The sequence below is a fragment of the Sporosarcina ureae genome (genome assembly GCF_029267015.1).
GTDB classification, from domain to species: Bacteria; Bacillota; Bacilli; order Bacillales_A; family Planococcaceae; genus Sporosarcina; species Sporosarcina ureae_D.
On record NZ_JARIEA010000071.1, the window covers coordinates 69063 to 82015 of the forward strand.

Annotated in this window: 12 protein-coding genes; 10 read left to right on the top strand and 2 right to left on the bottom strand. The window is 40.8% G+C overall.

What is annotated here, in order from left to right:
* The first annotated feature begins 79 nt into the window (after nucleotides 1–79).
* The 5 genes from argC (at nucleotide 80) to Q7P97_RS12265 (ending at nucleotide 6391) form a co-directional block, all read left to right on the top strand.
* A complete protein-coding gene (gene argC / locus Q7P97_RS12245; RefSeq protein ID WP_303969443.1) occupies nucleotides 80–1114 on the top strand; it encodes an N-acetyl-gamma-glutamyl-phosphate reductase in 1035 nt (344 codons plus the stop codon).
* 40 nt (nucleotides 1115–1154) lie between these two features.
* Complete coding sequence (argJ, locus tag Q7P97_RS12250) at nucleotides 1155–2378, top strand: bifunctional glutamate N-acetyltransferase/amino-acid acetyltransferase ArgJ (RefSeq protein WP_303969444.1); 1224 nt, start codon at nucleotides 1155–1157, stop codon at nucleotides 2376–2378.
* The gene (gene argB, locus Q7P97_RS12255) at nucleotides 2341–3120 is read left to right on the top strand and encodes an acetylglutamate kinase (RefSeq protein WP_303969445.1); all 780 of its coding nucleotides are present in this window, start codon (nucleotides 2341–2343) and stop codon (nucleotides 3118–3120) included. Before argJ ends, argB begins: the two co-directional genes overlap by 38 nt.
* Nucleotides 3117–4247: an acetylornithine transaminase gene (gene argD, locus Q7P97_RS12260; RefSeq protein WP_303969446.1), complete on the top strand. Its 1131-nt coding sequence runs from the start codon at nucleotides 3117–3119 to the stop codon at nucleotides 4245–4247. Before argB ends, argD begins: the two co-directional genes overlap by 4 nt.
* A gap of 602 nt (nucleotides 4248–4849) precedes the next feature.
* On the top strand, nucleotides 4850–6391 hold the full coding sequence (locus tag Q7P97_RS12265; protein ID WP_303969447.1) for an S-layer homology domain-containing protein: 1542 nt from the start codon (nucleotides 4850–4852) through the stop codon (nucleotides 6389–6391).
* 41 nt (nucleotides 6392–6432) lie between these two features.
* On the opposite strand, the gene Q7P97_RS12270 is transcribed toward Q7P97_RS12265, so the two are convergent.
* Nucleotides 6433–6888, bottom strand: a complete 456-nt coding sequence (locus Q7P97_RS12270; RefSeq protein ID WP_303969448.1) for a hypothetical protein — start codon at nucleotides 6886–6888, stop codon at nucleotides 6433–6435.
* Between the two features lie 183 nt (nucleotides 6889–7071).
* On the opposite strand from Q7P97_RS12270, the gene Q7P97_RS12275 reads away from it, so the two are divergent.
* Nucleotides 7072–7440: a universal stress protein gene (locus tag Q7P97_RS12275; RefSeq protein WP_303969449.1), complete on the top strand. Its 369-nt coding sequence runs from the start codon at nucleotides 7072–7074 to the stop codon at nucleotides 7438–7440.
* A gap of 88 nt (nucleotides 7441–7528) precedes the next feature.
* Nucleotides 7529–9145, top strand: a complete 1617-nt coding sequence (locus Q7P97_RS12280; protein WP_303969450.1) for a methyl-accepting chemotaxis protein — start codon at nucleotides 7529–7531, stop codon at nucleotides 9143–9145.
* A gap of 71 nt (nucleotides 9146–9216) precedes the next feature.
* Here the strand turns inward: Q7P97_RS12280 and Q7P97_RS12285 are convergent, their stop codons facing one another.
* Nucleotides 9217–10191: a DMT family transporter gene (locus tag Q7P97_RS12285; RefSeq protein ID WP_303969451.1), complete on the bottom strand. Its 975-nt coding sequence runs from the start codon at nucleotides 10189–10191 to the stop codon at nucleotides 9217–9219.
* A gap of 129 nt (nucleotides 10192–10320) precedes the next feature.
* On the opposite strand from Q7P97_RS12285, the gene Q7P97_RS12290 reads away from it, so the two are divergent.
* The 3 genes from Q7P97_RS12290 (at nucleotide 10321) to Q7P97_RS12300 (ending at nucleotide 12946) form a co-directional block, all read left to right on the top strand.
* Entirely contained in the window at nucleotides 10321–11211 is an 891-nt protein-coding gene (locus tag Q7P97_RS12290) for a LysR family transcriptional regulator (RefSeq protein ID WP_303969452.1), read from the top strand.
* Nucleotides 11212–11279: 68 nt separating this feature from the next.
* Nucleotides 11280–11837 (top strand): DUF420 domain-containing protein, encoded by a 558-nt coding sequence (locus Q7P97_RS12295; protein ID WP_303969453.1) that lies wholly within the window; start codon nucleotides 11280–11282, stop codon nucleotides 11835–11837.
* Between the two features lie 110 nt (nucleotides 11838–11947).
* Entirely contained in the window at nucleotides 11948–12946 is a 999-nt protein-coding gene (locus tag Q7P97_RS12300; protein ID WP_303969454.1) for an Era-like GTP-binding protein, read from the top strand.
* Nucleotides 12947–12953 lie beyond the last annotated feature (7 nt).

A 12953-nucleotide genomic window follows, 5' to 3' on the forward strand; every position in this document is an offset into this window, starting at 1 on the left:
TGTTAATAAATAAAAATACAGTTGACTTTATAATTATACATACGTATACTTGTCTTTAATGAATAAAGAGGTGAGGGCGTTGAAGGTTGGAATCGTAGGAGCGTCTGGATATGGTGGCCTAGAATTGATTCGGTTACTGCAAAACCATCCGGAAATTGAACAGATAGATTTATTCACTTCCTCAGAAGTGGGGACGGTCTTTTCTCAAAAATATCCACATCTTGTGAAAATTCATGACCAAAAGATGAATGCTATTGAATCTGAACATATTAGTAAATTAGACACTGTATTTTTCAGTACACCAGCTGGCGTTACGACCACATTACTTCCTCCGCTAGTAGGAGCAGGTGCAAAATTGATTGATTTATCAGGAGATTTCCGACTAAAAGATCAAGCAACATTTGAACAATGGTACCAAAAAGATGCACCATCGCTTGATTATTTACAGAAGAGTGTATATGGGCTTCCTGAATGGAATAAGAATGAAATTGCTGATGCAGAAGTGATTGCGAATCCGGGTTGTTACCCAACAGCGGTTCTTCTATCTTTACTGCCGTTGCTGAAAAATAAACTCATCGATGGAAGTCAATTAATTATCGATGCGAAAAGTGGAGTATCTGGTGCGGGCAATAAGCCAAGTCAGGCAACACATTTCAGTGAAACGAATGAAAACTTCTCTATCTATAAGATTCATCAGCATCAACATATTCCGGAAATTGAACAGGCGATGAATATATTCGCTAATCAGCCGGAACCCATTATGTTTACTACGCATCTCGTACCTATGACAAGAGGGATCATGACTACAAGCTATGCAAAAGTGAATGGACAAGTAACTGAAGAACAACTCGTAAACTGTTTGCAAGAAACGTATAAAGATAGTCCGTTCGTTCGTGTTTTGACAGATGTACAAAGAATTAGCACGAAACAGGTATATGGCTCCAACTATTGCGATATACATGTCAAAGTAGATCCACGTACAAATCAGGCAACGATTATAGCAGTTATTGATAATGTCGTAAAAGGTGCTGCTGGACAAGCGATACAAAACATGAATATCCAATATGGACTTGATGAAAAAACAGGAATCGATATCATTCCATTGTGGATTTGAACTATTAATTTGAACACAAGAATTGAGGGGGAGCACTACTATGGAAACTATCGAAAGCATGAAGCGCATCTCGCGTAAAAATATTATCTCACCAAAAGGATTTAAGGCAGTCGGGATTCACTGTGGGCTAAAACATAAGAAAAATGATTTGGCTCTATTGGTCAGCGAAGTGCCAGCGAGTGTTGCGGGTGTCTTTACAACGAATGTAATCCAAGCAGCTCCACTTCAAGTCACAAAAAAAGTCGTCTATGAAACTCAAAAGATGCAGGCAATTGTTATCAACTCCGGTAATGCGAATGCATGTACAGGTAAGCAAGGCATGCAAGATGCTATGACTATGCAACAAAAAACTGCTGAGCACTTGGGAATTGAATCCAATCTCGTAGGAATTGCTTCAACAGGTGTAATCGGTGAACAAATGAATATGGTGCCTTTACTTTCAGGCATTGAAAAGCTTCAACCTATGGATACACTTGAAGGTTCCATTCAATTTTCGCAAGCGATTTTGACAACGGATACTGTAACAAAAAACACAGCATACGCGACAGTAATCGATGAGAGAGAAGTTGTGGTAGCTGGTGTAGCCAAAGGGTCAGGCATGATCGAACCAAATATGGCGACGATGCTAGGCTTCATCACAACCGATGCTACTATCGAATCTGAACATTTACAGACAGCATTAAAAGAAATTACAGATGTTACGTTTAACTCCATTACAGTAGACGGTGATACATCGACGAATGATATGGTACTTGTCATGGCGAATGGTCTTGCAGGCAATCGCTCATTAACGCCAGATCATCCTGAGTGGCAATCATTCGTTGATGCATTGCATGCTGTATCACGTGATTTAGCGAAAATGATTGCTAAAGACGGAGAAGGTGCTACGAAGCTAATTGAAGCTAAAGTAACAGGTGCAGTTTCCGATGAACAAGCCCGTCAAATTGCAAAGTCCGTTGTAGGTTCACCGCTCGTTAAGACCGCAGTATTTGGCTGTGACGCAAACTGGGGGAGAATTATTGCGGCAGTTGGATATAGCGGAGCCACAATAGATCCGGAAGACATCAAGATCTCTATTGGTGACACAGTAGTAGTGGAAGGTGGCGAACCAATTCCGTTTTCAGAAGAAAAGTTATTGATTTATCTAAAGCAGCATGAAGTTAAATTTGCAATAGAATTAAACCAGGGAACTGGTCAGGGAATGGCATGGGGGTGCGATTTAACATATGACTACGTCCAAATCAACGCAACATATCGTACGTAAACGACAAGTAATAAAACTAGGTGGCAGTATGTTAGATGAATTAAGTGATACCTTTTTCCAGGGTGTGAAAAAGTTACAGCAAGACGGAATCCAAGTAGTTATTGTTCATGGTGGGGGACCAAGTATCAATCAAGAGCTTGCAGATCGTGGAGTCACTTCGTCTGTGGTAAAGGGGTTTCGTGTGACATCCGCTGAAGCAATCGGTATTGTTCAATCGATTATGATTGGTCAAGTGAATCCTTCGCTCGTTCATCGTTTCAATCAAGAAGGAGTCAAGGCGGTTGGACTAAGTGGATATGATGCAAACTTATTTACATGTGATTTACTTGATTTTGATACGTATGGCTACGTGGGGAAAATTAAATCCGTTGAAACAGAAATTTTGGATACGTTATTGGATGCAGGAATTACTCCTGTCATCTCTTGTGTCGGTAAGACGGAATCAGGAGAACCATTGAACGTGAATGCAGATACAGTGGCGAGTCGAATCGCATTGGCTGTAGAAGCGGAAAGTTTATTACTAGTGACAGATACATCAGGTATCCGAATTCAAGATCAACCTCAAACAGAAGTGGAGCCACAAGCTATTTATGGATGGATTAAAACAGAAGATATTTACGGAGGAATGATTCCTAAAGTAATGGCAGCGATTGATTGCCTAGAGGCGGGAATTCCATCTGTAAAGATTGTGTGTCAAAAACTAAACGGCACGGTCATTACCAATGAGGGGGCAATCGCGTGACTTCTTTATTCAACAACTATGCAAGACGTACGGTGCATCTAGTCAAAGGGCAAGGTACCGTAGTAACAGATGATAAGGGGAAGGAGTACTTGGACTTTACAAGCGGCATCGCAGTCGTTAGTCTAGGACACGCCCATCCTGCAATCGTCAAGGCATTGCAAGAACAGAGTGAGAAACTTTGGCATATCTCGAATCTATTCGAAAGCCCAGAGCAAGAAAAGCTTGCGGAATCGTTAACGAAAGACACGGATTTATCGTATGCTTTATTTTGTAATAGCGGAGCCGAAGCGAATGAAGCGGCGATTAAACTTGCACGTAAACATACAGGCAAGCATCATATCTTAACTTTTAAACAATCATTCCACGGTCGGACATTCGGTGCAATGGCGGCAACGGGACAAGATAAAATCCAACAAGGCTTTGGCCCGATGCTTGAAAGCTTTGAAGCATTACCTTTTAATGATGTAGAAGCTCTAAAACAAGCAGCGAATGGTAGTGTAGCGGCCATCATGCTAGAAGTGATTCAAGCAGAAGGTGGCGTCAACTCTATTGAACCAGCGTTCGCTGAGGCAGTCATGGCAGTATGTAAAGAATTTAATATTCTTCTACTCATTGATGAAGTTCAGACAGGGATTGGACGCACAGGAACTCGTTATGCTTACGAGCAAACCGCTCTAAAGCCTGACATCGTTTCACTAGCTAAAGGTCTTGGCGGTGGTTTTCCAATTGGTGCGTTGTTAGCAGGAGAAAAGTTGTTCGATACATTCGGCCCTGGCACACATGGCACTACATTCGGTGGTAATCCATTAGCCGTTGCGGTTGCACAGACAGTAATCGATCATGTATTTGATCCTGCATTTTTAAAGGATGTTCAAGAAAAGTCAGCTTATCTGAAGCAACAGCTTCAAGCAGAATTACCTGCAGGAAAGTATTCTATTCGAGGTAATGGCTTGTTAGTTGGAATTCATTCGGGTCAGGAGATTGGTCCATTTATACAAGAGGCGGAGAAGCAAGGGTTGTTGCTTGTACCTGCTGGAACAAACGTGATCCGTTTGTTGCCGCCGTTGACGGTTTCAAAAGAAGAGATCGACGAAGCAGTAGCAATTTTGAAGAATGTATTGTTGTGATGAATATTTGAATTAAGGTAGTCAGCGAACTGCTATTCAGTTAATCAGGGATGTCCCAGAAGTCACAGTACTTCAAGGGGGATCCTTTTTTGCGTGGGTTTAAATGCAAGAGCAAGAGCTTAGTAGCAGTGAGTTTGTGAGTAGTTCGGGATGGAAGCTCCAGCGTCCAGCTTCCGCTCATAGAATCCGTTTGAGGGCTCATAGAACACGTTTTGCGCTCTATAGCACGCACAATCCGCTCTATCAGACTCCACGAGTGCTCATAGATTCATCTAAGTGATCATAGAACCTTGATAACCGCTCATAGCCTTGAAAGCTCAACATAAATCACAACCATAACCTTAATGCACAACAAAGAGTATCGCCCACTCGTAATGCAAGGGATTGGTGCAAAAGCGTAGCATTAGGAGCACATCTTTGCACTAGTGGTGTGGTTCACCGCCCTCCGGAAAGCGTCCCCTCAGTAGCGCAAATCCCCAACCCCTAAACCTTTGCCAGCTACCCTACCCCCAAGACACTCTTTTGAATTATTTCTATACAAAGAATTATCGCTCAGGTATAGTTAAGGCAATACAATTTAAGAGAATGGAAGTGTCCTAGACTTGAAAAAAATTTGTGGAATAGTGCTGACGATAATGCTGGTCGTCTCTGCATTCCCAGTCGCTTCTTTTGCCGCCATATTCCAAGATGTACGTCCACAACACTCTGCAGCTGCTGAAATACAATACCTAGTTGAAAAAGGAATCATCATTGAAAAACCAAGCACTACATACCGTGTGAACGAACCAATCACACGGCTTGAAGCTTCAGGAATGATCCAGCGTGCATTAAACATACCTGTAGGCAATAGACCAGATGCCAAATTATCCGACGTTCAAACGTCGCATCCGCACTATGCACTTATTGCTGCAATGGTAGATGAAGGAATCTTTATGGGGAACGAGAAAAAAGAATTCCAACCCTATGGAAATTTGAAGCGGGGCCAAATGGCGGCGGTGTTCGTTCGCGCATTCGATCTAGCAGGTACGTCTACGTATCGATTCCGAGATGTGCCCGCAACGTACTGGGGTTTATCAGACATACAAAAGTTATCTGTAAACGCCATTACGACAGGGTATCTCGATAACACGTTCAAACCGAATCAAACATTAACTCGTGGACACTTTGCGGTATTCCTCGCACGAATTCTGGAGCCTAGTTTCAGAGAGCAGTCCGCCTGTTATAAACCGAACAATACCCCTGTGCAAACAGTAAATGTACCCGTTACGACACTTTGGAAAGAACCAGGCAAGACTCGGAAAGTAGATGCTTTCTCTACAGCCAAAACACCTGATATTACGAAATGGGTTGCAGCGATGAGTTTACGCGAAAAGCAGTGGTTAGTAGGTAAACTGGAGACTCAAGCACTTTACGGTCAAACAGTAAAGGTCTTACAAACAAAAGGAGACTGGGTCCAAGTAGCAGTAATCGATCAAAGCTCGCCTAAAAACGCAGAAGGTTACCCAGGTTGGATGTTGAAAAACCATTTGACAACGTTATATCCTAATTATGCGACATGCGATACAGCTATGGTGACGAAGAAATCAGCGGCATTGTCAATGGATGAGAATGGAAAACAATTATTCCGTTCAATTAGCTTTAATACCGCATTGCCTATTGTTCATGTATTGGATCACAAGCTCGCTGTCCAAACGCCTGCAGACGGCATTAAATATATTGATAAAAATGCAGTGAAGATAGTTGGGGGGGACGGTATTATGCCAAAACCAACGACACAGCAAATAATGAATACAGCAAAGCTTTTTGACGGATTAACATATTTATGGGCAGGTACTTCAGGATTCGGCTTAGACTGTTCAGGATTCACGTACTCTGTCTATCGCCATCATGGTATAGATATACCACGCGATGCCTCTGTACAAGCGCTAAACGGAAAGTTAGTGCAGAAGAAAGATCTTCAACCGGGTGACTTAATGTTCTTTGCTTATAATAAGGGGAAAGGAATCATCCACCATGTAGGAATGTACGCAGGAAACGGTCAGATGATTCATGCACCTAACCCAAAACGTACAGTGGAGATCATCCCGATGACAGTAGAGCCATATAACTCAGAGTATGTTTCAGCCAGAAGGTATTTGAAATGAAAAAGCGCACAGACAATTTGACGTCTGTGCGCTTTACTATTTTACAGCTGACCTTCAAATAATAAATCATCGGTGTTTAAATCAATAATCTTCAAATGATTTTCATGTTTTATGAAAATACTTTTATAAACCTTCTGTCCGCTTTCATTTTCAAATAGAGTAATACGCTTGTTTTGATTGTCCACTTCCACTTGAGCAGTTAACTCATCTATCGGAATATATTCTGCCAATATCTCAGCCTCTTCATGTCCCAACAAGTTAGAATTAGCAGGGTCGTATGGGGCATTTGGTTCTTCAGGGGGTATTTCTTTAGTAGGTGTTTCTTCTGCAGTAGTTTCAGACTCAGTAGGTTCTGCTTCATCAAGTTCTGCCGATTCTTCTTCAGGCTCGATCACATCAACCGATATATTCTCATCTTCTACAGGTTTTGCTTCCCCGTCGTTACCACATGCAGCTAAAAATACAGCGAGTGTGGGTAAAAGCCACCATTTCTTCAAATGCATTCACTCCTAATTATTTTTTAAGTGTACACAGTGTAAAAGTTTCACTAGCATAATTCAAATGACTTGATTGTAATGCCCAGGATAAAGAGGAAATACTTCTGTGAAAATAGAATGAGTAAAGTAAGATGTTTATGCGTTAGAATATAGCTTTTAATTATTAATTCAGGGGGAATCGTTATGAAGATTGTTGTGCCATTGGATGGATCAAATGCTGGATTTAAGGTTGTGCACCACGCAATAGAATTGGCAAAATTATACGATGACGAAATAGTGTTATTAAATATTCAACCAACACTACAAGAACTGGGCCTGGCAACCATTAAAAAAGGTGGGTATATGTTGCATGGACAAGATGTCATGTATTCTGCAAAAGTACGTACAGGTATACCTGCTATGGAAATTATCGCAGAGTCTAATGATAAAGAAGTTCGTTATATTGCAATGGCAATAGGGAAAGGAAAAGCGGAAGCAATCGGCAGTGTCAGCAAACAAGTATTGCAGTTAGCTAAATGCGCTGTGCTTTTAATTCCTGACCATGCGGATTGATGGCTATCAATAAAATAGAGTGTGACCTTTCTCACAATTTATGCTATATTCTGTATATAGTATAAAAGAACCTAAAGAGGTGTTGTTAGTGGAAAAAATATTAAGCACATCTTCTGCGAGAAAAGCATTGACTAAAGTGGAACAAGTGACGAAAAGTATTCAGCCTTTCATAGAAAATGAACAATCATTTACTTTACATTATCAACGACTTCATCAAGTATTAGACGAACAGTTACATGATGACGAATACTTTGTGATTGTCGATGAAACGGGACGGAGTTATATCCATACAAATCGATTATGGGAAGGTACAGTATTTTCCGATACAGTCGGATTGCGTGCTGCTAATACAACTAAGCCGTTATTGCAAGTATATGATCGAAAATCGGGTGAGCGACTTATCGATGCCTCGATGCCAATTATCCGAGTAGCTGGTAGACAATTCACACTCCGATTAGGACGCATCAATCATCAGAAATATATTCTATATGGAGCGACAGCAGCTGTTCTGTTACCAGCTATGGCTATGGCAGTACTTGCATATACGTTTGATTTGACTATCCAACAGGGCGTAGCATTTGTTCTTACATCTTTAATTCTTTCAGGCTTTTTCACTACTGCGCTTTATAAGGTTGTCATGAAAGGTGTAAGGTCTTGGAGAAAAGTCACTAGAAAAATTTCATCCGGGGATCTGACAGCTGAAGTAACGGAACGATCTAGATCAGAATTTAATCAAATTGGTTTTGAAATTAATAAGATTGTCATCGGTACAAAAAATATCGTTACAGAACTAGACCGCTCGTCTGAAATTGTGGACAGAATTAGTGAGGTGCAAGCATCTGAAGCGAATCGATTATCGGATGTTTTCACTTCCTATGGTGAAACAATGCAAAGTTTCCAAGGTGGGACAGAGCAACAATTATCTTCACTGCAATCTGCCAACGCAATGATCCAGACGATGATGCAAGGAATTCGAGAAATGGAAACACGTATACAGCAAACGCTATCCAAATCTGAAAATGCATCGACTGCTGCAACAGAAGGTAGCCAAGCTATTGAGGAAACGGAAGAAAAGATGCAACAAATCAATGATGCGGTTCATATGTCCTCACAAAAGATCATGCAAGTGGCGGATGATATTAATCAAGTCATTCAAAAAGTGTCACTCATTACAAAAATTGCTGAACAAACGAATCTATTAGCACTAAATGCCTCTATCGAAGCAGCACGTGCTGGAGAGGCAGGTAGCGGATTTTCGGTCGTCGCCAATGAAGTTCGTAAATTGGCAGAAGAAACGAATGCTTTCGCCAATGATGTAGTGCGAACACTCGAACAGACCAATAATGAGGTGAAAATTGCGGTGCAACATGTAGAATCGAATACAGACACTATAGAAGAAGGCGTACAAATCGTAAAAGTGGCAGGTCAATCCATCCACTTTATGAATGATGCCGTGATCGATACAAAATCCGCTGTTACGAGCAATAGCCGCCACGCGGAAGAATTAATTCGAGATGGTGAACAAATAGAAAAAATTATTGAGCAAATCACTACAATCTCTGAACTATTTACGGAAGATGTGGTACAAACTGTAGCGGGCATGGATGAACAAGTCGAGGGGATTCAGCAGTTAGCAAGTGATGCTAGCAAACTAACAGATGAGGCGGCTGCACTGAGTCGTATCGTTCATCGCTTCAAATTTTAAAATGAAGCAATTCAAACAGAAAGACACATTCCCAATACGTGGAATGTGTCTTTCTGTTTTCTAAATGTAAATTAAACGCTAGGTTGCATATTATGTTTCTTATATTGACGTGACTCGTCTTTGCGCTTCTGCTGTAGGCGTAAGAATATATTGTTTCCTAAAAGGGCCGCAATAATAAACGCCGTTCCGACATAATCGAAAATCGTTAATTGGTATCCTTGCATATATGAAATGACTAGCGTAGTAACAGGGACAAAATTAATGAACAATAAACCGTTCAATGGAGATAGAATTCGCACGCCAACATTCCAACCTACTAATGCGATAATACCTGGAAATACAATCATAAACAGCATATGTGGTGTTACTATTTGCAACGTTTCCACAGTCGGCACGGAAATATAACCTGTCAATGTTACGAAGAATACCACGATACAGGCAGTTAGTGTACCGAGCAAACAGCTCAATGTAGAATAACGCAATGCAGACCATTCACTAAAGTGATTTCCACCCATCGTATAAATCACCCAGCCGATTACCGCCAGGAAAATTAATAATGAAGGTACAATATCATCGGTCGCCGTCAAGAACGTGCGTAAATCACCTTTTGTAATCACAAGCATGACACCGACAAATGCAGTGAACACACATGTGAGTGTAAAACCATGTGGCTTATGTCGACTGATGATCCAGACAATCACTATGGAAATCATGGGCATCATGGCTTCTGAAACGGAAGCTACCATAGTGCCTGGTTGTCCCATCAAGTCTTGCCCCCAGAAAATAAAGAGATTATAGACAACGAACGCCATCGTTCCGAAGAACCAAAGAGATAACCCTCTTTTCTCAAAACGAAAAGCCTTTGTTCCTTCTTTAAATAATAATATAACGACGAGTAGAACAGTTACGGATACATAACGAATTAATGTGAAGTAAAATGGATCAATGTTTTTGAACGCGCTATTAGCAACCGGGAACATGGCACCCCACGATGCACTCGCTATAAAGCACAGAAGCGCTCCCCAGATAATTTTGTTTTTCAACAACGAAACCCCCTTGAAGTACTACTTCTAGTAAACACTATTTCAGACATCACGTAAAACGAATAATAATGATGACTACTATCGATTTTATTGATATCATAGAAATAACAGAATATTACTAGGAGGATGGCTATGGAATTCAAAGACTTGGAAATCTTTCAGATGGTAGCGGAAAAAGGAACTATTACTGCAGCTGCAAAAGAATTACGCTATGTACAGTCCAATATTACGTCCCGAATTCAAAAACTAGAATCGGAACTAAAGACGCCATTATTCAATCGCCATAATCGTGGAATGATCCTAACTCCTGAAGGAAAGCGACTTCTTGTATATAGCGAGAAAATTTTATCTCTAACGAATGAGATGAGAAAAGTTGTGCAGAACGACAAAGAGCCTTCCGGAAAACTAGAGCTTGGTTCAGTGGAAACCGTCATCAAACTACCGATCATTCTATCGAGATATAATAAAAGGTATAGCCAAGTCGATATTTCACTTTTATCAGGAGTAACAGAGCGATTACAAGCAAAAGTTCTAAATCATCAACTTGACGGGGCTTTTATTTCGGAAGGGACGACGCATCCAGACTTGGCCGTACACGATGTACTGGAAGAAGAACTAGTGCTACTTTCAAGTAAACCATTCCAATCCATTGCAGATATTAAAGATGAACCCATTCTTTGTTTCAGTAAGGGATGCGGTTACCGGGCACGTTTGGAATCTTGGCTTGAGGACGAGCAATTTAAGCCTACGAAAATGATGGAGTTCGGAACATTGGAGACAATTCTTGGAAGTGTGGCAGCGGGATTAGGGGTAACATTCGTTCCGAGATCGACAGTTTCGCACCTACTGGATCAAGGGGTCGTCTATTGTTATCATCTACCACCAAAATATAGTCACATTAAAACGGTCTTTGTCCGTCGTGCAGATTCATATTTAACACCGACTATCACGAAGTTTATTAAAGTGATTGATGAGTTTAGGGAAGAAGCAGCAGCGCAATTTCAAAAATCGACACAAATTTAGCCTGCATAACGTGTTACGTATGGTACGATGTAGGGTAGTTATGATTATAGAATTAGGAGTGTCACTAGATGAATTATTCGAATCAGACAACACCACCTGCAAACTTTAAGAAACGTAATTATCGTCCGGCGATCATCGCGATCTCGATCATTCTCATCGGTGCAATCGGTGTCTTAGCTGGAATGCCAGGTGTAGAGAATTTCACTGCATTTGATATTACAATTTTACCTTTATTGAATGCTATATTTAACAGCTTCACATTTGTCTTTCTTGTCGGTGCGCTAGTCGCTATTATGAAGAAGAATGTCAAAGTGCATCAGCGTTTTATATACGCCGCATTTGGCACAACCGCTTTATTTCTTGTGACGTACGTCTCGTACCACTTTTTATCAGAATCCACACCGTTTGGTGGTAGTGGCTTCTTGGCAGGATTTTATTATTTCATCTTGATCACACATATTTTGCTTGCAGCTGCCATCGTGCCGCTCGCATTGACAAGTGTTGCAAGAGCATGGAATATGGAAATTCCGCGTCATCGTAAAATTGCACGTTGGACAATGCCTATCTGGTTATATGTTAGTTTCACCGGAGTACTTGTGTATATTTTGATTTCACCTTATTATTAACGAACCAGATAAATAGCGTAGAGCATCAGTCAAAAGAGAGTGAATGACTGATGCTCTTTTTCACAATAGGATAATCTGAATAGTCAAAATCATTGGAAGGAAGTGCTATAATGAAAACAACTAAATTTATGTCGGATGAATCATTTGATGAGATTTTTAAGTCTGAATCGCAACTAATTAATGAACAATTAAAAAAGGAAATATTGATTGCGATGGTTGGAGACGTCAATGCAGGGAAGTCTTCTACACTGAATCGCCTCATGCAAAAAGATGTAGCGGAAGTAGGAGCGCAACCGGGTGAAACGAAGGAAGTTAAGAAGTTTTATTACAGTGACAAAATATTATTTGTTGATACACCTGGTCTTGATGATATCTATCAGGAACATTCCAATGAGACATTGAAGTTTTATAATCAAGCAGATGTTATTCTGTTCTTTCTAAATGCAGCAGGCACCGTTTTGTCTGATACAGAACTAAAATCATTAAATAAGATTGCCACGCTTAATAAGAAAATCATTCTAGTGCTCAATAAAATCGATGCAGCAGATGACGTTCCAAGTTTAGTGAACTATGTTTTGGAGCATACTGGGTTTGCCTATCCGGTTATACCAATATCTTCAAAGACAGGAGAGCAGATGGAGTTCTTACAAAAAGAGATCCTCCAACACTTAAAAGATGCAAATAAAGATCTATTACTGGCTGCGAATATGGCAGACAAGTCATCTATTGCCAAGCGGTGGATTCTTGCGAGCGGTGCATCAGCAGCCGCAATTGGAGCAGCTCCTATCCCAGGTGCTGATTTTATCCCGTTGACAACTTTGCAAGTGGGCCTTATGTTGAAGTTATCGACATTATATGGAAAGCCTATCACGAAAGATCACGCCAAGGAATTGATCATCGCAACCATTGTAGGGAATATCGGTAAAACCACTTTCCGTCAAATCGTGAAAGTAATTCCGGGTGCGGGAATGGTCGTTGCCGCGAGTGTTGCGGGATCCATGACGATTGCGCTAGGCTATGCAGTGAAATACATGTATGAGAATAATATGGAACTCACACCTGAAACATTGAAAAAAGTATATAAAACATTTTTGAAAAAACAAAAGTAAAAAGGGG

Coding starts and splice junctions, on each gene's coding strand:
- argJ (WP_303969444.1), top strand. CDS start 1,155: ATGGAAACTATCGAAAGCATGAAGCGCATCTCGCGTAAAAATATTATC.
- argB (WP_303969445.1), top strand. CDS start 2,341: ATGACTACGTCCAAATCAACGCAACATATCGTACGTAAACGACAAGTA.
- Q7P97_RS12275 (WP_303969449.1), top strand. CDS start 7,072: ATGAAGATTGTTGTGCCATTGGATGGATCAAATGCTGGATTTAAGGTT.
- Q7P97_RS12290 (WP_303969452.1), top strand. CDS start 10,321: ATGGAATTCAAAGACTTGGAAATCTTTCAGATGGTAGCGGAAAAAGGA.
- Q7P97_RS12295 (WP_303969453.1), top strand. CDS start 11,280: ATGAATTATTCGAATCAGACAACACCACCTGCAAACTTTAAGAAACGT.
- Q7P97_RS12300 (WP_303969454.1), top strand. CDS start 11,948: ATGAAAACAACTAAATTTATGTCGGATGAATCATTTGATGAGATTTTT.